This window comes from Arthrobacter oryzae (assembly GCF_003634095.1).
GTDB classification, from domain to species: domain Bacteria; phylum Actinomycetota; class Actinomycetes; order Actinomycetales; family Micrococcaceae; genus Arthrobacter; species Arthrobacter oryzae.
In genome coordinates this window covers 556,443-575,637 of the sequence record NZ_RBIR01000002.1, presented here as the reverse complement: position 1 = coordinate 575,637, position 19,195 = coordinate 556,443, and the positions used below count along the sequence as shown (strand labels likewise).

16 protein-coding genes are annotated in these 19,195 nt (G+C 69.2%); 12 read left to right on the top strand and 4 right to left on the bottom strand.

The features are described from left to right. Window positions 1–4 precede the first annotated feature (4 nt). A complete protein-coding gene (paaE, locus tag C8D78_RS06975) occupies window positions 5–1,231 on the top strand; it encodes a 1,2-phenylacetyl-CoA epoxidase subunit PaaE (protein WP_120951435.1) in 1,227 nt (408 codons plus the stop codon). A gap of 52 nt (window positions 1,232–1,283) precedes the next feature. Then, window positions 1,284–2,063 carry an enoyl-CoA hydratase/isomerase family protein gene (locus C8D78_RS06970; protein WP_120951433.1) on the top strand — a complete coding sequence of 260 codons (780 nt, stop codon included), beginning with the start codon at window positions 1,284–1,286 and terminating at the stop codon, window positions 2,061–2,063. Window positions 2,064–2,111: 48 nt separating this feature from the next. Here the strand turns inward: C8D78_RS06970 and C8D78_RS06965 are convergent, their stop codons facing one another. Then, entirely contained in the window at window positions 2,112–2,576 is a 465-nt protein-coding gene (locus C8D78_RS06965; RefSeq protein WP_120951431.1) for an Lrp/AsnC family transcriptional regulator, read from the bottom strand. Between the two features lie 159 nt (window positions 2,577–2,735). On the opposite strand from C8D78_RS06965, the gene C8D78_RS06960 reads away from it, so the two are divergent. The 7 genes from C8D78_RS06960 to C8D78_RS06930 all read left to right on the top strand — a co-directional run bounded on the left by C8D78_RS06960 (window position 2,736) and on the right by C8D78_RS06930 (window position 11,256). Continuing rightward, window positions 2,736–4,031 carry a thiamine pyrophosphate-dependent dehydrogenase E1 component subunit alpha gene (locus C8D78_RS06960; protein WP_120951429.1) on the top strand — a complete coding sequence of 432 codons (1,296 nt, stop codon included), beginning with the start codon at window positions 2,736–2,738 and terminating at the stop codon, window positions 4,029–4,031. Beyond that, a complete protein-coding gene (locus C8D78_RS06955; protein ID WP_120951426.1) occupies window positions 4,028–5,140 on the top strand; it encodes an alpha-ketoacid dehydrogenase subunit beta in 1,113 nt (370 codons plus the stop codon). The genes C8D78_RS06960 and C8D78_RS06955 overlap by 4 nt, the downstream gene beginning before the upstream one ends. Window positions 5,141–5,142: 2 nt before the next feature. Beyond that, entirely contained in the window at window positions 5,143–6,798 is a 1,656-nt protein-coding gene (locus C8D78_RS06950) for a dihydrolipoamide acetyltransferase family protein (protein WP_120951424.1), read from the top strand. Window positions 6,799–7,009: 211 nt separating this feature from the next. Further along, complete coding sequence (locus C8D78_RS06945) at window positions 7,010–7,825, top strand: MBL fold metallo-hydrolase (RefSeq protein WP_120951422.1); 816 nt, start codon at window positions 7,010–7,012, stop codon at window positions 7,823–7,825. A gap of 119 nt (window positions 7,826–7,944) precedes the next feature. Then, window positions 7,945–9,231, top strand: a complete 1,287-nt coding sequence (locus tag C8D78_RS06940; protein ID WP_120951420.1) for a MinD/ParA family ATP-binding protein — start codon at window positions 7,945–7,947, stop codon at window positions 9,229–9,231. A gap of 35 nt (window positions 9,232–9,266) precedes the next feature. Continuing rightward, window positions 9,267–10,004, top strand: coding sequence for a GAF and ANTAR domain-containing protein (locus C8D78_RS06935; RefSeq protein ID WP_120951418.1), 738 nt, complete (start codon window positions 9,267–9,269; stop codon window positions 10,002–10,004). A 37-nt stretch (window positions 10,005–10,041) separates the two neighbouring features. Further along, entirely contained in the window at window positions 10,042–11,256 is a 1,215-nt protein-coding gene (locus tag C8D78_RS06930) for an MFS transporter (RefSeq protein ID WP_120951416.1), read from the top strand. A 29-nt stretch (window positions 11,257–11,285) separates the two neighbouring features. Here C8D78_RS06930 and C8D78_RS06925 read toward each other — a convergent pair whose 3' ends face one another. Then, the gene (locus C8D78_RS06925; protein WP_425266678.1) at window positions 11,286–12,332 is read right to left on the bottom strand and encodes a phosphatase PAP2 family protein; all 1,047 of its coding nucleotides are present in this window, start codon (window positions 12,330–12,332) and stop codon (window positions 11,286–11,288) included. A gap of 295 nt (window positions 12,333–12,627) precedes the next feature. Here C8D78_RS06925 and C8D78_RS06920 point away from each other — a divergent pair, with 295 nt between their 5' ends. The 3 genes from C8D78_RS06920 (at window position 12,628) to menD (ending at window position 17,364) form a co-directional block, all read left to right on the top strand. Next, entirely contained in the window at window positions 12,628–13,656 is a 1,029-nt protein-coding gene (locus tag C8D78_RS06920; protein WP_120951412.1) for an o-succinylbenzoate synthase, read from the top strand. Between the two features lie 148 nt (window positions 13,657–13,804). After that, on the top strand, window positions 13,805–15,634 hold the full coding sequence (gene argS / locus C8D78_RS06915) for an arginine--tRNA ligase (RefSeq protein WP_120951409.1): 1,830 nt from the start codon (window positions 13,805–13,807) through the stop codon (window positions 15,632–15,634). Then, complete coding sequence (gene menD / locus C8D78_RS06910) at window positions 15,631–17,364, top strand: 2-succinyl-5-enolpyruvyl-6-hydroxy-3-cyclohexene-1-carboxylic-acid synthase (protein ID WP_120951407.1); 1,734 nt, start codon at window positions 15,631–15,633, stop codon at window positions 17,362–17,364. The genes argS and menD overlap by 4 nt, the downstream gene beginning before the upstream one ends. 81 nt (window positions 17,365–17,445) lie before the next feature. Here menD and C8D78_RS06905 read toward each other — a convergent pair whose 3' ends face one another. Both C8D78_RS06905 and C8D78_RS06900 read right to left on the bottom strand, forming a co-directional pair. Continuing rightward, window positions 17,446–18,222: an amino acid ABC transporter ATP-binding protein gene (locus C8D78_RS06905; protein ID WP_120951405.1), complete on the bottom strand. Its 777-nt coding sequence runs from the start codon at window positions 18,220–18,222 to the stop codon at window positions 17,446–17,448. Continuing rightward, window positions 18,219–19,193: an amino acid ABC transporter permease gene (locus C8D78_RS06900; RefSeq protein ID WP_120951403.1), complete on the bottom strand. Its 975-nt coding sequence runs from the start codon at window positions 19,191–19,193 to the stop codon at window positions 18,219–18,221. The genes C8D78_RS06905 and C8D78_RS06900 overlap by 4 nt, the downstream gene beginning before the upstream one ends. Window positions 19,194–19,195 lie beyond the last annotated feature (2 nt).

Sequence of the window (19,195 nt, the reverse complement as noted above, 5' to 3'; positions counted from 1 at the left end):
ACCTATGCCTGTTGTCCGCCAGACAGCCGCCGAGTCCGCCGCAGCCACCGGCCGCCGCCGCGCGTCCTTCCACACGCTGACCGTTGATGAAGTCCGCCGGCTCACCGACGACGCGATCGAGGTCACGTTCGGGGTCCCGGCCGCGCTCGCCGGGCAGTTCGACTACCTGCCGGGCCAGTACGTCGCCCTGCGGACCACATTGCCGGATGAGACCGGCGAGCCCCACGAGATCCGCCGCAGCTACTCCATCTGCGCCGAACCGCGCAGCTTCGAGGACGGCAGCAGCGAGATCAGGGTGGCCATCAAGAAGGACCTCGGCGGCCTGTTCTCCACCTGGGCCAACGCCGAACTCAAGGCCGGGGACGCCCTGGACGTCATGAGCCCCATGGGTGCGTTCGTCTCCAAGCACGGCCGGGACGGCAAATCGGTTGAGCAGAACGTCATGAACTCGATGAACCATCCGGAAGAGCTGGCGGGGGAGCCCGGCTCGTTCGTGGCCATCGCCGCCGGCTCCGGTATCACTCCGGTAATCGCCATCGCCCGCACCCTGCTGGCAGCCCACCCCGAGACCCGCTTCGATCTCATCTACGCAAACAAGGCCGCCATGGACGTGATGTTCCTTGAAGAACTCGCGGACCTGAAGGACAAATACCCGGCCCGGCTCGCGTTGCACCACGTGCTCTCCCGCGAACAGCGGATTGCGCCGCTGCTCAGCGGCAGGATCGACGCCGAGAAGCTCCAAGCGCTGCTGGGCACCGCCATCCACGCTGACGACGTCGACGAATGGTTCCTCTGCGGCCCGTTCGAACTCGTCCAGCTCTGCCGGGATACCCTCGCCGCGCGCGGCGTCGCCCCGGAGCACGTCCGCTTCGAACTGTTCACTTCGGGCAAGCCGGATCGCCCGGAGGGCAACATCGGCAGGCCCGTCATCGCCGACGAGTCGCAGGACACGTACAAGATCACGTTCAAGCTGGACGGTCTGCAGGGCGAAGTTTCGAGCCCCACCCACGCCCGGGAATCCATCCTCAACGCCGCCCTCCGGGTCCGCCCCGACGTGCCGTTCGCCTGCGCCGGCGGCGTCTGCGGCACCTGCCGGGCCAAGGTGGTTTCCGGCAAGGTCACCATGGATGAGAACTATGCCCTGGAACAGGACGAGCTCGACAAGGGCTACGTCCTGACCTGCCAGTCCCACCCCACCACCCCGGAAGTCACGGTCGACTTCGACGTCTAGGTTCTTTCGACGCCCGTTTTTCGACGCCCGGCTTTCCCACCCAAGGAGTCCCATGATTTCCCTCTCCATTGCCGACGGCGTCGCCGAGGTAGTGCTCGACGCCCCGCACAAGCTGAACTCCCTCGACGAGCAGGCACTGGCTGACTTGTCCCGGGCTTACGACGACGCCGCCGACGCCGCCTCACGCGGCGAGGTCCGGGCGCTGCTGCTCCGCGGAGAGGGCCGCGCCTTTTGCGCCGGCCGCGACATTGCCGGCGTGACCCCGGAGAGCGACGACGCGCAGGCCTATCTGGGCGGCCTCGTCCAGCCGCTGCTCAAGAAAATGAGCGCGTTCCCGGCGCCCACGTTCGCCGCGGCCCAGGGCGCCTGCCTCGGCGTCGGGCTCGGCCTGCTGCTGGCCACGGACGTGGTCTACGTGGCGGACAACGCCAAGTTCGGCTCACCGTTCGCGAAGCTCGGCGCCACCCTGGATTCCGGCGGGCACTGGTATTTCACCGAACGCCTCGGCATGCACCGGACCCTGGACCTGATCTACACGGCCGAGCTCATGAGCGGTACCGAGGCCGTGGCGCAGGGCCTGTTCAGCCGGGCCATGCCGGCGGCGGAGCTGCTGGCGAACACCCGTGCCATCGTGGCCACCGTGGCTACCGGCGCCACGGGTGCCTTCACCGCCAGCAAGGAGCTCGTGGCGCACATCCGAGACCAGCGTCTGGGGCTCTGGGAGGCCATGGAAGAGGAGAACGCCGAGCAGGCGCGGTTGTGCAAGAGCGAGGACTACGCTGAGGGCTTCCGCGCTTTCCAGGAGAAGCGCACCCCGGTTTTCAAGGGCTGACAGCCGCCCGGGCGCCGGCCCCCGGGCCCGGATGAAGGGATGCGTGCACTAGCGCGTATCCAGGTCCTCGAACACCAGGAACGTCTGGGTGTCCAGGACCCCCGGCATCGACTGGAGCTGGTCGAAGATCACCCGGCGCAGGTCGATGTTGTCCACCGCGCGCACCAACAGGATGACATCGAAGTCGCCGCCCACCAGCGCGATGTGATGGACCTCGGGGATGGCGCGCAGGAGCTCACGGAGCTCGCGCCAGGAGTGCTGGCGCACCTTCAGCGTCACATAGGCCGAGGACTTCAGGCCGGCCTTGATGGGATCGACCAGGGCCGTGAACTTGGTCAGGACCCCCTCGCCGGTGAGCCGGGCAATCCGGGTATAGGCGTGGGCGCGCGAAATGTGGACGTTTTCCGCCACCTGGGTCACGGACATCCGGCCGTCCCGGGTCAGCTCCGCAATGATGTTCCGGTCCACGTCGTCCAGCGGGACCGCCACTTGGTCTGCCTCGAGCTCTGCCATTCGTCTACAACCTCCGCCGGTAATCCAGCTCACACTTACGATTTGTCTTCAAGATTAGGGCAAATATGTGGACTTCTCCATGATTCTCCGCGGGGCTGGATACGAAACATCACCCGACGGCATACTTAGAAAGATTAGTGGCTACAGAAGGACGGACCAATGACGATCTCCGCAGACCACGCTGCGCAGCAGCCCGCGACGGCGGAGCCGGGGGCGGCGCCCGCCGCCCGGCACGCCTCGCAGCAAGCCGGCTCGCAGCATACTGAGCAGCAGGATCCAGCCAGCGAGGCCGTGCGGAAGTTCGGCATCACGGTTGAGGACTACATGCTCCCCGCCCGCCACCAGATCCAGATGGTCGGCCCCGACGGCACCCTGCACCCGCACACCGAGCAGGGCACCCAGCCCGGGCACGAGTACACCCTGCCCGGCGAGGCCGAACTACTGGCCGCCTATGAGCAGCTGGTCGTCGGCCGCCGCGTCAATGACCAGAACTCCGCGCTGGTCCGGCAGGGCCGGATGGCCGTCTACCCGTCCAGCCACGGCCAGGAGGCCTGCCAGGTCGCTGCGGCGCTGTGCCTCGCCGACGGCGACTGGCTGTTCCCCACCTACCGTGATTCGGTGGCCGTGATGGCCCGCGGCGTGGACCCCGTCCAGACCATGACGCTGTTCCGCGGCGACTGGCACGGAGGCTACGACCCCTCCAAGCACAAGGTCGGCATCCAGTGCACCCCGCTGACCACCCAGCTGCTGCACGGCGTCGGCGTCGCCCACGCCGCCAAGCTGCGCGGCGAGGACACCGTGGTCCTGGCCATGTGCGGCGACGGCGCCACGAGCGAGGGCGACTTCCACGAGGCCCTGAACTTCGCCGCCGTCTTCCACCTGCCGGTGGTCTTCTTCGTCCAGAACAACCAGTACGCGATCTCCGTGCCGCTCGCCCACCAGTCTGTCGCGCCGTCGCTTGCGCACAAGGCCGTGGGCTACGGCATGGCCGGTGAACGCGTGGACGGCAACGACGTCGTCGCGCTGCTCGCCGTCCTCGGCCGCGCCGTCAAGCTCGCCCGGGAAGGCTCCGGCCCCCTGCTTGTGGAGGCCCACACCTACCGGATGCAGGCGCACACCAACGCCGACGACGCCACCCGCTACCGGCAGGACAGCGAAGTTGCCGAATGGGTAGCCAAGGACCCGCTGAGCCGGATGACGACCTACCTGACGGACCGCGGGCTGCTCGACGACGGCCTCGCCGCCAGGATCGCCGACAAGGCCGAGGCGGTTGCCACGCAGCTGCGCGAAGGCCTCAGCGAAGAGGTCCCGGTGGAGCCGCAGGACCTCTTCAAGTACGTCTTCTCGACACCCACCCCACAGCTGAAAGAACAGTCCGCCATGCTCGCCGACGAACTCGCCCGCGACGCCGCGTCCACCGCGGCCGCATCCACCGCAAAGGGGTCCGGAAAATGAGCCCCACCATCACCACGTCCTCCGAGGCGAACGGCAACGTCAGCGCCGCCACCGCCCGCGCGGCCGCCCGGGCCGCGGTTGAGGCCGAGAAGACCGGCCCGCAGACCATCACCCTGGCCAAGGCCCTGAACACCGCCATGGCCGACGCCATGCACGCGGACGAATCGGTCCTGGTGTTCGGCGAGGACGTCGGCATGCTCGGCGGCGTCTTCCGCATCACGGACGGCCTGACCAAGACGTTCGGGACCAGCCGCTGCTTCGACACCCCGCTGGCCGAATCCGGGATCGTGGGTATGGCCGTGGGCATGGCCATGAACGGCATGCGCCCGGTCATCGAGATGCAGTTCGACGCCTTCGCCTACCCGGCCTTCGAACAGATCGTCAGCCACGTCGCCAAAATGCACAACCGCACCAAGGGCACCGTGAAGCTGCCCATGGTCATCCGCGTCCCGTACGCGGGCGGCATCGGCGGGGTGGAACACCACTGCGATTCCTCCGAGGCCTACTACGCCCACACCGCGGGCCTGAAGGTCTTCACCCCGGCCACGGTCGCGGACGGCTACCGGATGCTCCGCGAAGCCATCGACTCCGACGACCCCGTCATGTTCATGGAGCCCAAGAAGCTGTACTGGTCCAAGGACCTGGTGGACCTGGACGCGCTGCGCGACGAACACACCGCGAACACCGAGCGCGGCACGTCCTCCGAGGGCCGTGCCGCCGTCGCCCGCCCCGGCACCGACGCCACCCTGATCGCCTACGGGCCGTCCGTCCCGACGGCGCTCGCCGCCGCTGCGGCCGCCGCCGAGGAAGGCCGCTCGCTGGAAGTGATCGACGTCCGCTCGATCGTGCCGTTCGACGACGAAACGGTGTGCGCCTCGGTCCGCAAGACCGGCCGTGCCGTGGTCATCGCCGAGGCCCACGGCTTCGCGTCCGTGGCCTCGGAAATCGTGGCCCGGGTCCAGGAGCGCTGCTTCCACCACCTGGCCGCGCCGATCCGCCGCGTCACGGGCTTCGACGTGCCGTACCCGGCGCCGAAGCTTGAGCATTTCTACCTGCCCGGCGTAGACCGCATCCTCGACGCCGTTGACGACCTCCAATGGGAAGACTGACCATGAGCGAACCGAAAGTATTCCTCCTGCCGGACCTCGGCGAAGGCCTCACCGAGGCCGAGCTCGTCAACTGGCTCGTGGCCGTGGGCGACGAGATCCGCGTGGACCAGCCGATCGCCGAGGTCGAGACCGCCAAGTCCATGGTGGAGGTGCCCTCCCCGTACGCCGGCACCGTCGCCGTGCTGCACGGTGAGCCCGGTCAGACGCTCGACGTCGGCAAGCCGCTGATCTCGGTGATGCCGGTTGGGGCTGCCGCTTCTTCCGGTGGGGCCGGTCGGGCCGGCACGGATGATGCCGCCCCCGGTAGTTCCGTTGCGGGTGGCGCCGCCACAGGCGATGCCGCCCCCGCCCCTTCGCCGGACAGCATACGTCCTGCGGACGATGCTGCCGGCTCCGTCAGGCCCGATGCCACTCCCGGGGCGGCATCGCCTGCGTCGGCTGGGTCTGCGTCGCAGGCTGTTGTTGACGACTCACCTGACGCCGTCGCCGAGTCGTCGGCTGATGTCGCCGCCGAGGTTTACCGCGAGGAGGAGAAGGCCGGGTCCGGGAATGTCCTGATCGGGTATGGGACGCCGGGCGGGCATGGGGTTGCCCAGCGCACCCGGGCTCCTAAGCGGGCTACGGGGGCTGCCCCCGTTGCTCGGCTGTCGGAGGCCGAGAAGGCTGCCGATGACCTTTTGCTCCTTCGCACCCGGGTCCCGGGCAAGCTGGGGGCGGTTATTTCTCCGCTGGTCCGCCGGATGGCGCGCGATCATGGGGTCGACTTGGGGGGACTCCAGGGGTCGGGGGCCAGCGGGCTCATCATGCGGCGGGACGTTGAGGCGGCCATCAACCCCGCTCCGGAGACGGAGCGCCCGGCGGTTGAACCTGCCAGGCCCGTCGCGGCGGTTTCGGCGGACACAGCCAGTGCGTCCGGGGCCACGGATTCGCGCACCGGGCTGGGCATCGCCGGACGCACGCCGGTCCGCGGGGTGCGGAAGGCCGTCGCGGCAAACATGACGCGCAGCCGGTCCGAGATCCCGGAAGCAACAGTGTGGGTGGACGTGGATGCCACCGCACTTGTGGAGATGCGTGCCGCACTGAAGAAGTCGGACCCGCACAACACGCCGGGCCTGCTGGCGTTCATCGCCCGGTTCGTCACGGCCGGACTGAAGAAGTACCCCGAGCTCAACACCAGGATCGTCACCACTGAGGACACCACCGGCGGTGCCAGCCAGGAGATCGTCGCGTTCGACGGCGTCAACCTCGGTTTTGCGGCGCAGACCGACCGCGGGCTCATGGTCCCGTCCGTCCGCAATGCCGACAGGCTCAGCGCCCGCGAACTGGACACCGAGATCCGCCGGCTGACCGCCGTCGTCCGCGAGGGCAAGGCGACCCCGGCGGAACTGGGCAGCGGCACATTCACGCTGAACAATTACGGCGTGTTCGGGGTGGACGGCTCGGCCGCGATCATCAACCACCCCGAGGTCGGGATTCTCGGCGTCGGGCGGATCATCGACAAGCCCTGGGTAGTCAACGGGGAACTCGCGGTCCGCAAGGTCACCGAACTGACGCTCACCTTCGACCACCGCGTCTGCGACGGCGGCACGGCCGGCGGCTTCCTGCGCTACGTCGCCGACGCGATCGAGAACCCCGGCTCGGCACTCGCGGACATGTGAGGCCCGCCCGGGGATCCGGGCCGTCGGCTCGCGCCGCACCGCGGCGCGGCGCGAGCCAGTCGGGGGGCTTCCGGGCATCCCCGCAATCGCCGCGGGACGGGCACGTCCTGAAGGGAACTTCCGGCCGTCGCGGGTAGAATCGAGGCCTGAACTGCGCACGATCAGCGCCGCACCAACAACGCCGGAAAAGCGTCGGAAATACGGAGATTCAATGTCACGATGGCTCGAAGTCGGTCCGGACAACTACGTACTGACAACTCAAGGTTCGTCGCTCAACACCGGTCTGGTGGTCGGCAGTGAGCGCGCCATGGTGATCGACACCGGCGGCGGGCCCCGGCAGGGACGCGAGATCCTCGCTGCGGTGCGCCAGAAGACGGCGCTGCCTCTCGTCGTCGTCAACACGCACGCCCACTACGATCACTTCTTCGGCAACGCCGTCTTCGCCGCCGACGGCGTCACGGAGTTCTGGGCGCACGAGAACTGCGCCGCCGAAATCGAGGAGAACGGCGACGAGCAGCGCAGGTTCGTGGCCCAGGCCGAGCCGGAGATGGCGGCCGGGGAGGGCACCGACGTTGAGCTGGTGGTTCCCAACGCGATCGTGAAAGACCAGCCGGTCCTCGTGGACCTTGGCGGACAGGCCGTCACGTTGTTTTATCTGGGCCGCGGCCACACCGACGGCGATCTGCTGGTCGGCACCGCGAGCACGCTCTTCGCCGGCGACCTCGTGGAACAGGGTTCCCACCCATCATTCGAGGACTCCTTCCCGGAAGACTGGGCCGACGCCCTCCGGCACCTGTCCGCGCTGCGGCACCGCTACGAGTTCCTTATTCCCGGCCACGGCGAGCCGTGCTCGGACCAGTTCGTCAAGACCATGGCCCACACCATGACCACCGCGGTGCGCCAGGCCATCCAGGCCACCCGCGAAACCCCGGACGACGCGACCAAGGCCATCCCGATCCTGCCGTACGGGCCCGAGCAGTCGCGCTGGTTCATCACGCGTCTGCAGGACACGCGCGCCCACCGCTAGCCGCGGGATTTTCGGCATCCGATGGTAAGGGTGCGCACTACTGCCCCTAGACTTGTCCCTTGAACGATGTCAATCGAGCACTGCAGCGGTCTGCGCTGTGATCCCTGGGGGGAACAAACATGCCAGAACCGGTCGAAAACAAGACCGCCAACGCCCTCGCTGAAGCTGAAGAAGCTGCAGAGCAGGCCCAACTGCCGCGCCGGAGAGACCGCCGCCGCGGCGACGACTCCGACGCCTGGACAGGAACCATGCCCATTATTTCCAGCAACCAGGCTGAACAGCGCCCCACAACTCCGAGCAGTTCCTGGGCGGAGGCCGCCGCTGCAGCCGACGCGCCCGCGAGGCCGCAACCGGCGAAGCCGGCCAACGACCCCGTTAGGACGCCGCCTGCCCCCGAGGCCGCGCCCGCAGTGCCTGCACAGCCGACCCGCTCCACCCGGTCGGCCAGCCGGGCCGCGGCCCTGGCCGACGCCCCGGTGCCTGACTTCATCAGTTCCCCGGGTCTCTTTGTTCGCGAGCAGAAGCCCCGGCCCGTCGGCGGGTTCCGCGGCGCTCTGTACAACCTGACCGGCGGGGGGCTCAACCTGGGTCCGAGCCCCCGCCAGCGCGAGGAAGACGAGCTGGCCCGGCGCATCTCCCGCCAGCTCCAAGGCAGCTACAACACTGCTGTCCTGAGCCTCAAGGGCGGCATCGGCAAGACCTCCACCACGGTCGGGGTAGGACTGACGCTGGCCGAATTCCGGGGCGATCCGCCGTGCGCGATCGACGCCAACCCCGACTCCGGCGATCTCGTGGAACGCGCCCTCGGCGAGGGCATCTACCAGCAGCAGAGCCCGCGCACCATCACGGACCTGCTCAAGAACATCGAATCCGTGGATTCCCTGACGGCCCTGGCCCGCTACATGCACCATGCCGGCAGGCTCCATCTCATTGCCGGCGAACAAGACCCCGAGGTGTCGGATTCACTGACGGCGGAGGAATACCTCCGGATCCGCAAGCTCATCTCCGCCTACTACTCGGTGGCGCTGATCGACTGCGGCACCGGCGTGACGCACAATGCCATGAGCGGGATCCTGCAGTCGGCGGACAACCTCATCATTGCGGCCGGGTACGCCGTCAGCGGGGCCAAACGGGCGCGCAGCACCCTGCACTGGCTGGCCAGCCACGGCTACGAAGACCTGGCCCGCAACGCCGTCGTGGTCATCACGGACAAAGACGAGGTCTCCACCCGGGTGGACAAGGACGCGATCGAGGAACACCTGTCCGGCATCTGCCGGCAGTTGATCGCCGTTCCGCACGACCGGGGAGTGGCCGACGGCGACCTCGTGACCCTGGACGTGCTCCGCCCCGAAACCCGGCGTGCGTACCGCGAGATCGCCGCGGCGATTGTCGACGGGTACGTCTAAACGCGCCCGCACAGCCCCCCGCGGTAGATTTAGCCATGGCCAACAACTCAATCGGGCACGACGCCGCCCTGCACCTCCAGGACCTGCTCCTGGGGACTGACAACGTCGAGGACTTCCTGGGCCAACTGGCCGTGTTCTCGGCAGCTGAGCTGAGCCGCGCCGCCGGCGCCGAGATCGAATGCGGCGTCACGCTGCAGCGACGGAAGCGCACCATGACGGTGGCCGGCAGCAGCCCGCAGGCGGTCACCCTCGACCGCATCGAGCAGAGCCTCGGCGACGGCCCCTGCATCGAGGCGCTGCGAACCAAGGCCGTGGTCCTGCTGGCGGATGTCGACACCGATCCCCGTTGGCCCGCCTACCAACGCCAACTCGCGGCCAGCGGCTGCCGCAGTACCCTGGGCGTTCCGCTGGAAATCGGCGAGGACGCCGCGGCGGCCCTGAACTTCTTTGGTTCGGAAACCGGGCTGTTCACCGAGGACATCATCACGGAAGCAGCCGGATTCGCCGATCTCGCGGGACGCGCCCTGAGGCTGGCCGTCCGGCTCGGAACCTTCCAGTCCCGGGCCGAGGACCTGCAGGCCGCCCTGGAAAACCGTACGTCCATCAACCTCGCGTGCGGCGTGATCATGGCCCAGAACCGCTGCTCCCAGGATCAGGCCATGGCGATCCTCACCCGGGTGTCCAGCAACCGAAACCAGAAGCTCAGGGAAGTCGCCGCTGACGTGCTCCGGAACGTCACCAGCGAAGAAGTCCGCACCCACTTCGACGCCTAGGCCGGGGACCGCCCGCCGGTTGCCTAGGATGAAGGGGATGACCACCACACGCCTCGCCCCGTTCAGCCTCCGCAGTATCGCCGTACCCGCCTTCGGGCCGGCCCTGATGTTCAGCCTGGGCGAAGGCGCGATCCTGCCGGTGGTTGCCCTGTCCGCCCGCGACCTGGGCGCCTCTGTGGCCGGTGCTGCGCTGATCGTGACGCTGATAGGCCTCGGATCCTGGTTCTTCAACCTGCCGGCGTCACTGATCACCCTAAAATTCGGCGAACGCTGGGCGATCGTGGGAGCCGCGGCCGCCAGCGCGTTCGCCCTCGCCGCCGCGGCCGTCGCGCCGCTGGTTCCCGGCGGTCTCTGGGTGCTGGCGGCGGCGATGGTGGTGGTAGGCATGGCTGCCAGCGTCTTCAGCCTCGCCCGGCAGAAATACCTGACCGAGGCCGTGCCGGTCATGCTCCGGGCGCGGGCCCTGTCCACGCTCGGCGGCGTAAACAGGATCGGGATATTCATCGGCCCGTTCATCGGCGCCGCCGTGATGCAGTTTGCCGGCATCAGCGGCGCCTACTGGGCCGGCGCCGTGGCGATGGCCGCCGCGGCGGCCGTGTCTGTCACCATCCCCGACCTCGAGGCGAAGCCGCTGCCTGCCGACGGCGTCGCCCCGCCGCAGCCCACCCTCCGCAGCGTCGCGGTGTCCCACTCCGGCGTGTTCATGACCGTGGGAGTGGGGGTCCTGCTGCTGAGCGCGCTCCGTGCCTCGCGCCAGGCGGTCATCCCGCTCTGGGCCGACCACCTCGGCATGGACCCCACCCATGCCTCCCTCATCTACGGGATCTCGGGGGCCATCGACATGCTGGTGTTCTACCCGGCCGGAAAGCTGATGGACCGCAAAGGCCGGCAATGGGTGGCCGTCCCCTCCACGCTCATCATGGGGGTAGCCATGGTGCTGATCCCGCTGAGCACGGACTTCGTCTCCCTCATGCTGGCGGCACTCCTGATCGGCTTCGGCAACGGGATCAGCTCAGGCCTGAACATGACGCTCGGGGCCGACTTCTCGCCCGACAACGGCCGCGGCCAGTTCCTCGGCATCTGGCGCTTCATGGCTGACGCCGGGGCCACCGGGGGACCCGTCCTGCTCTCAGCGGTCACCGCCGCCGTGGCGCTCGGTGCCGGCGTTGCCGCGACCGGTGTGCTCGGCTTCGCCGCCGCCGCGGTGTTCGCCGTCACCATCCCGCGCCTCAAACACCGCCGCAACTACTGACCGGGCTGGCTGCCGGGTCACAGGGCCGGCTAGGACCCTGCCGGAGGGCTGTCCGCAGCCGGCGTCCGGGCGGCCAGGCCGAACAACCAGACGCCGGCCACGGTGGCGAGGTAGCCCGCGATGATGATCAGTGACGTTCCCGCCCAGAAATAGCTGATGGTGCTGATCTCCTGCCCGCCGGGGCCAAGGCTGAGCAGGGCGTAGGCTGCCACGCCGGCCGCGGCAACGCCCGTGAGTACGGGCAGCACCACCCACAGCCTGGCGGAGGCCCAGTGCCGGTTGTAGCCCTCCCAGACGTTCCAGCTCCGGCCCCGGCGGATGACCAGCCAGCCGGCCGGGAGCATGAAGGCGCCCACCACCAGGAAGGCAGCCACGACGTCGGCGGGCCGGTGCCACTGGTTGATCAGGGTGGACACGCCCGTGGCGACGGCGAAGCTGCCGCCCAAGTAGCCGGCCAGCGGCCGCCAGCGCGGCGAGACCAGAATGAAGACAGCGGCCGCGGCAGAGGCCGCCAGGGTGGTGTGGCCCGAGGGCAGCGAATTCAGCTCAAGGGTCTCCACCCCGCGGTACGGCCGGGCCGGGAGAAGGTCTTTCAGGATCTGCGTGGCAAGGTTGGCACCCACGCAGGCAGTGATGGCGATTCCTGCGGCGGACCAGCGGCGCCGCAGGATAGTGACGAATACGACGACGATCGACGCAAACACCACTGAGATCGCCGGCAGCCAGTCCAGCAGTTTAGTGGCGGCCTTGCCCGCGGCACCGCTGAGCGCCACCGCTTCCACGAGGGCCGACTCGTCGATGAACTGGCCCGTGGTGGTACGGACAAAGAAAAAGTAGGTGGCGGCCAGGGCGGCGACGCAGGCCAGCGTGGCCAGCAGGAACAAGGCGGCAGGGCCCTTGCCGGGGGAGTCCTCTGCACGCGGATCCGGCGTCATGCCGGTGCCATTCCCGGGGGCCTGCGCCTCGAGGACCTGTGTCTCCGGGGCGCCTGCGCCAGGGCTTTGAAGTTCCGGGACCTGTGCCTGGGGGCCTGGGGCAGACGGGTCCCATGGGGTACGTTCCTGCCGAAAACTCATGCCATCAAGGCTCCCACAGAACCCTGCGCGCCACCTGAAGGGCCCGGCGCGCGGCCGGGGGAGTGGTGCCCCCGCCAATAATCGAGTACCCACCACTCGTGCCAGACCGGCCAACCAAATCATAGAGTCGTTCTTGCCGGCGCGGTTTGTCCCCGGCATCACGCTCCTTGAGCGGGGCCGGCGGAGACGAGTTTCCTGGACCAGGAACTCACCCCCAGTCGACGCCGGCCCATCAAGGAGTTCAGGACTTTTCCCTAATGACTCCCCAGTGCAGTGGAATTAGTACAGTGGAATTATGGCTGACCTTCCGCTGGACCCCGCAGGACGTGCTGCCGCCTGCCTGCCGGGCCTCGATGAACTCCTCGCCGATGCCCATGTTGTCAGCCTGCCCATGCGCGTGAAGTTCCGGGGCATCCTGCAACGTGAAGCCCTGCTGGTCCGCGGGCCGGCGGGCTGGGGCGAATTCTGTCCTTTCCCCGAGTACGACGACGCCGAGGCCTCCCGCTGGCTTACAGCCGCGATCGAGGCCGGCTGGTCCGGCTTCCCGGCACCGCTGCGGGACCGCATCCCGGTCAACGCCACGGTCCCTGCGGTGCCGGCGCACCGGGTGCCCGAAGTCCTGGCCCGCTTTGGCCGGGTGGACGCGGTCAAGGTCAAGGTCGCCGAACGCGGCCAGAGCCTCGATGACGACGCCGCCCGGGTCGCCGCTGTCCGCCAGGCCCTGCCGGACGCCGCGATCCGCGTGGACGCCAACGGCGGCTGGGACGTTCCCGACGCCGTCACGGCGCTGCGGCGGCTCGCCGTCGTCGGACTCGAATACGCCGAACAGCCCGCGCCGGACATCGAGGGCCTCGCCGAGGTCCGGCGGCGGCTTCGCGCCGCAGGCGTGCCCGTGCTGATCGCCGCGGATGAAAGCGTGCGCAAGGAGGAGGACCCCCTCAAAGTCGCGCGCGCCGGTGCCGCGGACCTGATCGTGGTCAAGGTCGCCCCGCTCGGGGGAGTGCGGCGGGCCCTCGAGATCGTGGCGCAGGCCGGGCTGCCCGCCGTCGTGAGTTCGGCGCTGGACACCTCCGTGGGAATCCGGGCCGGGCTGGCGCTCGCCGCGGCACTGCCCGAGCTGCCCTACGCCTGCGGCCTGGGGACGGTGTCCCTGCTCGCGGCCGACGTCACGCCTGATTCCCTGGTACCCGACGACGGCGCGATCACCCTCCGGGAGGTCCGTCCGGCGCCGCAGCTGCTGGCCGAGCACGCCGCATCGCCGGAACGCAGGGACTGGTGGCTGGAACGGGTGCGGCGCGTGCATGCGGTGCTGGCCGGTCCGTAGGGCCGCCCGGAGCCGCGCCGCCGCCACAACAACGCGGGGTCACTTCGCGCCCATTCAAGGCCCCGGGACGGGCGCTATCTGACCCCGCGTTGCTTTTGAGCCGCGGGGTCGGGGCTGCGGCGGGGGCTGGTACTGATAATTTGGGACTGTGAATAATCCGGCCGAATTGGTTGTCCCCAGAGTCCAGGCTGCAATTGCCACCGCGTTCGGCGAAGAGTTCCGGCACACGGACCCGGTGGTCAGGCCCTCCCAGTTCGCCGACATCCAGATCAACGCCGCCATGGCCCTGGCCAAGAAGGCCGGCCTGCCGCCCCGGGACGCCGCCGCAAAGATCGTGGACGCCCTGGACCTGGACGGCATCTGCGCCGGCGTGGAAATCTCCGGGCCCGGCTTCATCAACCTGAGCTTTGACGGGACGTGGATCGAGGAACTGCTCAATGCGGAGGCGGCGCAGGCAGCGTCCCCTGCCACGGCGGTCACACCGGCGGCGACACCGCGCCGCGTCGTGGTCGACTATTCCTCTCCCAACGTCGCGAAGGAAATGCATGTGGGCCACCTGCGCACCACGGTGGTGGGGGACAGCGTGGTCAAGGTCCTCGAAGCCCTCGGCGACACCGTGATCCGGCAGAACCACATCGGCGACTGGGGCACCCCCTTCGGCATGCTGATCGAACACTGGCTGGAAATCGGCGAGGACTCCCCGGAGGCGGCCCTGCTGGTGGAGGACCCCAGCGCGTTCTACCAGGCCGCCCGGGCCAAGTTCGATGCCTCGGCCGCCGACGCGGACGGCTTCGCCACCCGCGCCCGGCTCCGCGTCGTGGCCCTGCAGGGCGGCGACGCCGAGACCTTCGCCGTCTGGCAGCGGCTCGTCGCCCAGTCCAGGCGATACTTCAACGCCATCTACTCCATGCTGGGCATCAGCCTCACCGACGACCACATCGCCGGCGAAAGCTCCTACGACGCGCATCTGGCACAGCTGTGCCAGGAACTCGAGGAGCGCGGCCTGGCCCGGATCAGCGACGGCGCCCTGTGCACGTTCCCCGAGGGCTTTACCGGCCGCGACGGGCAGCCGCTGCCGCTCATTATCCGCAAGTCCGACGGCGGCTACGGCTACGGCACCACGGACCTCGCCACCATCCGCTACCGGGTCCGCGACCTGGAGGCCGACAGGGTCCTTTACGTCGTGGGCGCCCCGCAGAACGTCCACCTGCGGATGGTCATGGCCACCGCACGCGATGCCGGCTGGCTGCCGGACACGGTCGAGGCCGTGCACGTCCAGATCGGCAACGTGCTCGGCGAAGACGGCAAGATCCTCAAGTCCCGCTCGGGCGCCCCCGTGAAGCTCATGGCACTGCTCGAGGAGGCCGTGGACCGCGCCCGCGCCGTCATCGACGCGTCCCGGCCCGAGCTCAGCGACCAGGAACGCGCCGTGACCGCCCGCCAGGTGGGCATCGGCGCAGTCAAATACGCCGACCTCTCCACCGGGCACGACACCGAGTACGTCTTCGACTTCGACCGGATGCTCGCCCTCACCGGCAACACCGGACCGTACGTGCAGTACGCGGCCGCACGCATCCGCTCCATCCTGCGCAAGGCCGGGGTCCTGGAGCAGTTCGCCGACGGCGGCGACGCCGGCGGCCTGGGTGGCGTCACCCCGGCACCTGACGCCGCGGAAACCGCGGACAGCGGGCCCGCGACGGCGATCGCCGTCGTCGAACCCGCGGAACGCGCCCTTGCCCTGCACCTGCTGGAGTTCGACGCCACTCTGAATAAGGTGCGCGACGCGATCGAGCCGCACCGGCTTTGCGGCTACCTGTTCGAGCTCGCGCAGCTGTTCACGTCCTTCTACGACCAATGCCCCGTACTCAAAGCCGAGGAATCAGTCCGGGACTCGCGGCTGGCCCTCTGCGCCCTGGTGCTGCGCCGCCTGTCGGGCGGCCTGGACCTGCTGGGCATCGAGACGCCGGAGAACATGTGACGCCGGCAGATTCCGCCGCCGGGCCGTCCGCCTCCGACGGCCTGGGAGCGGTGGAGGCCGCCCGCATCGTCGTCGACACCTTGCTCGACGCCGGGGTGCGCCACGTGGTGCTCTCGCCGGGGTCGCGCTCCGCGCCCATGGCCTACGCCCTGGCCGAGGCCGAAGCCGCCGGCCGGGTGGAACTGCTGGTCCGGATCGACGAGCGCTCCGCCGGGTTCACGGCCCTCGGCCTGGCGCTGTCCACCGGAGCCCCGGCCGCCGTCCTCACCACATCCGGAACCGCGGTGGGCAACCTCCTTCCGGCGGTCATGGAGGCGAACCATGCCGCCGTCCCCCTCGTGGTCCTCTCCGCCGACCGGCCGGAGGAACTGCGCGGGACCGGCGCCAACCAGACCACCGTGCAGCTTGACCTGTTCGGCGAGCACGTCCGGTTCGCCGTCGACGTCCCCGCGGGCAGGGATCCGCGGCGCGCCGTCGAAACGGCCCTCAGCGCCGCCACCGGAGTCTTCGAGGAGACGCCTCCCGGGCCGGTCCAGCTGAACCTGGCCTTCCGCGACCCGCTGGTCCCGGCCGTGGGCGACGGCCTGCCCGAGGTTGCCGGGCGCCGCGCATACCGGGCCGCCCGGCATCCGCTGGCGCTGGACTTCCCGGCCGCGTCCTCGGCCCTGCCGGAGCGGCGGACCGTGGTGCTGGCCGGGCACGACGCCGGCCCGGTGGCCGAGGCCTTCGCGCGCGCCCACGGCCTGCCGCTTCTGGCCGAACCTTCCTCCAACGCCCGGTTCGGGCCCAACGCCGTCGGGCCCTACCGGCTCCTCATCGGCCACTTCGGCGCGGGCTCGGCACAGCCGATCGAGCGGGTGGTCCTCTTCGGCCGGCCCACCCTGTCGCGCCCCGTGAGCCAGCTGCTGGCCCGGGCCGATGTCCCCTCCGCCCTGTACCAGCCCGTCCCGGTGGCCTGGTATGAACCGGGCCGCCGCACCGACCTGCCGCTGCAGACCCTGACCGACCTGGCGGAGTTCGCCGGCCGCGGCACGGCCGCCTGGCTCGATGCCTGGCTCCTGGCCGGAGCCGCCGCGCAGCATGCCGTGGACCTGGCCCTGTCCGCTTCGCCCGCCGCGACCGGGCCGTCCGTCGGCGCCGAGGTCTGGAAGCACGCCCGCGGGCAGCTGGTCCTGGGCTCCTCGAACGGCATCCGTGACGTGGATCTTGCCGGGACGCCGCCGTCAGAACCGCAGGCCACCATGTTCGCCAACCGGGGCCTCGCCGGGATCGACGGGACCACCTCCACCGCCACGGGCATCGCGCTCGGCGGCGGCCAGGAAACCACGGTGCTGATGGGTGACGTCACGTTCCTGCACGACGCCGGCGGGCTCCTGCTCGGCGCCGGAGAGACCGAACCGCAGCTGCGGATCGTGGTGCTCAACGACGCCGGCGGTGCCATCTTCGGGCTCCTGGAGCACGGCGCGGTGGCCGCGGCCGGAGGCTACGGCGACGCCGTCGAACGCCTCTTCGCCACCCCGCAGCAGGTGGATCTCGGCGCGCTGGCCGCGGCCTACGGCGTCGCGCACCACCCGGTGACCACGACGGCGGAACTCGCCGAGGCACTGTCCCGCCCGGTGGAGGGCCGGAGCATCATCGAAGTGCGCACGGACCGGCACCGGCTCGGGGAACTGCACCGCGCCATCCGGGCTGCGGTGGCCACGGCCGTGCAAGGCCTCCCGCAGCCCTAGCCCCGGTTTCCGCTACGAAAAAAGACAGCCGCTACGTGGATCCACGTAGCGGCTGTCCGAAATCGGTGCGGAATTCCGGAACTACAGCACCCGGCTCAGGAACTCCTTGGTGCGGGAGTGCTGCGGGTTGGCCAGGACCTCCCGCGGATCGCCGGACTCGACGACGACGCCGCCGTCCATGAACGTCAGGCGGTCACCGACCTCGCGGGCGAAGCCGATCTCGTGGGTCACCACGATCATGGTCATGCCGGACTTGGCGAGGTCCTTCATCACGTTCAGCACATCGCCTACGAGCTCCGGGTCAAGCGCGGACGTGGGCTCGTCGAAGAGCATGAGCTCGGGGTCCATGGCCAGCGCCCTGGCAATCGCAACACGCTGCTGCTGGCCGCCGGAGAGCTGGTTCGGGTAGTGGCCGGAGCGGTCCGCGAGACCCACCCGGTCCAGCAGCTCCAGGGCCCGCTTCCGTGCCACAGCCTTGGACTGGCCCTTGACCTGTACTGGGGCTTCCATGATGTTCTGCAGCGCAGTCTTGTGCGGGAACAGGTTGAAGCGCTGGAACACCATGCCGATCTCACGGCGCTGGGCGGCGATTTCCTTGGTCTTCAGGTCGTGGAGCCTGCCCTTGACCTCGCGGTAGCCGATCAGGTGGCCGCCGACGGAGATGCGTCCGGCGCTGATGGTCTCCAGGAGGTTCACGCAGCGGAGCATGGTGGACTTGCCGGAACCGGACGGGCCGATCACGACCGACACCTCGCCCTGGTTGACGTTCAGGTCGATGCCGCGAAGCACATGGTGGTGGCCGTAGTACTTGTGAAGACCCTCGATCTTTACCAGCGGTTGCTCGGTGGTGATCGTCATTTTGCCTCCTCCTCGGGGAAGTCCATCTTGAGGGCCGGCTCGGCGTCGGCGCTCGGAGCGCCAGCCGCGGCCGCCTTGGCCGCCGCGGGATTCACCGCGGCCGGAACCCTGTTGTCCACGCCCTTGCCGTAGTGCGCCTCAATGAAGTGCTGGCCCACCATCAGGAGGCTGGTGACGAGCAGGTACCAGAATGCGGCGACGATCAGCAGGGGAATCGGAAGGTAGATGCGGTTGGCCAGTGCGTTGGTCGCAAAGGTCAGATCCAGGGTGAACGGCACGGCCAGAACCAGGGAGGTGGTCTTGAGCATGCCGATGGTTTCATTGCCGGTCGGCGGCACGATGACGCGCATGGCCTGCGGCAGGATGATCCGCCGCATGATCTTGCCCTTGGTCATGCCGAGCGCCTCGGCGGCCTCACTCTGGCCCTGATCCACGGACTTCAGGCCGGCCCGGAAGATCTCGGCGAGATACGCGGATTCGTTCAGGCCCAGGCCAAGGATGGCCGGGATCAGACCGTGCGTGGGGTCCGAGGTCACCCAGGTGAAGGCGGCCGGACCAAAGGGGATTCCGAGGGCGATCGTCGGGTAGAGAACAGTGGCGAGCCCCCAGAAGAGCAGCTGGGTGTAGACCGGGGTCCCGCGGAAGAACCAGACCCAGGTCCAGCTGGACCAGCGGAACACGGGGTTCTCGGACTGCCGCATGAAGGCCAGCAGGATGGCCAGGACAATCGCCAGGACCATGGAGGCAAACGTCAGAACCAGGGTCCAGACCACGCCCTGGACCACCTTGGTGTCCAGGATGTAGGTCCCGACGACGTCCCAGCGGAAGTTGGGGTTCGTGAACAGGCTCTGCAGGAAGGCGGCAAGGACGCCGACGATGATGACGGCGCTGATCCAGCGGCCGGGGTGCCGCACGGGTACTGAATTATTCAGTACCGGTGCAGCAGTGTGGCCCTCAGCATGACTGTCCATCG

Excerpts from the sequence above, each read along its gene's own strand:
- paaE (WP_120951435.1), top strand. The coding sequence starts at position 5 with ATGCCTGTTGTCCGCCAGACAGCCGCCGAGTCCGCCGCAGCCACCGGC.
- C8D78_RS06970 (WP_120951433.1), top strand. The coding sequence starts at position 1,284 with ATGATTTCCCTCTCCATTGCCGACGGCGTCGCCGAGGTAGTGCTCGAC.
- C8D78_RS06965 (WP_120951431.1), bottom strand. The coding sequence starts at position 2,576 with ATGGCAGAGCTCGAGGCAGACCAAGTGGCGGTCCCGCTGGACGACGTG.
- C8D78_RS06960 (WP_120951429.1), top strand. The coding sequence starts at position 2,736 with ATGACGATCTCCGCAGACCACGCTGCGCAGCAGCCCGCGACGGCGGAG.
- C8D78_RS06955 (WP_120951426.1), top strand. The coding sequence starts at position 4,028 with ATGAGCCCCACCATCACCACGTCCTCCGAGGCGAACGGCAACGTCAGC.
- C8D78_RS06950 (WP_120951424.1), top strand. The coding sequence starts at position 5,143 with ATGAGCGAACCGAAAGTATTCCTCCTGCCGGACCTCGGCGAAGGCCTC.
- C8D78_RS06945 (WP_120951422.1), top strand. The coding sequence starts at position 7,010 with ATGTCACGATGGCTCGAAGTCGGTCCGGACAACTACGTACTGACAACT.
- C8D78_RS06940 (WP_120951420.1), top strand. The coding sequence starts at position 7,945 with ATGCCAGAACCGGTCGAAAACAAGACCGCCAACGCCCTCGCTGAAGCT.
- C8D78_RS06935 (WP_120951418.1), top strand. The coding sequence starts at position 9,267 with ATGGCCAACAACTCAATCGGGCACGACGCCGCCCTGCACCTCCAGGAC.
- C8D78_RS06930 (WP_120951416.1), top strand. The coding sequence starts at position 10,042 with ATGACCACCACACGCCTCGCCCCGTTCAGCCTCCGCAGTATCGCCGTA.
- C8D78_RS06925 (WP_425266678.1), bottom strand. The coding sequence starts at position 12,332 with ATGAGTTTTCGGCAGGAACGTACCCCATGGGACCCGTCTGCCCCAGGC.
- C8D78_RS06920 (WP_120951412.1), top strand. The coding sequence starts at position 12,628 with ATGGCTGACCTTCCGCTGGACCCCGCAGGACGTGCTGCCGCCTGCCTG.
- C8D78_RS06905 (WP_120951405.1), bottom strand. The coding sequence starts at position 18,222 with ATGACGATCACCACCGAGCAACCGCTGGTAAAGATCGAGGGTCTTCAC.
- C8D78_RS06900 (WP_120951403.1), bottom strand. The coding sequence starts at position 19,193 with ATGGACAGTCATGCTGAGGGCCACACTGCTGCACCGGTACTGAATAAT.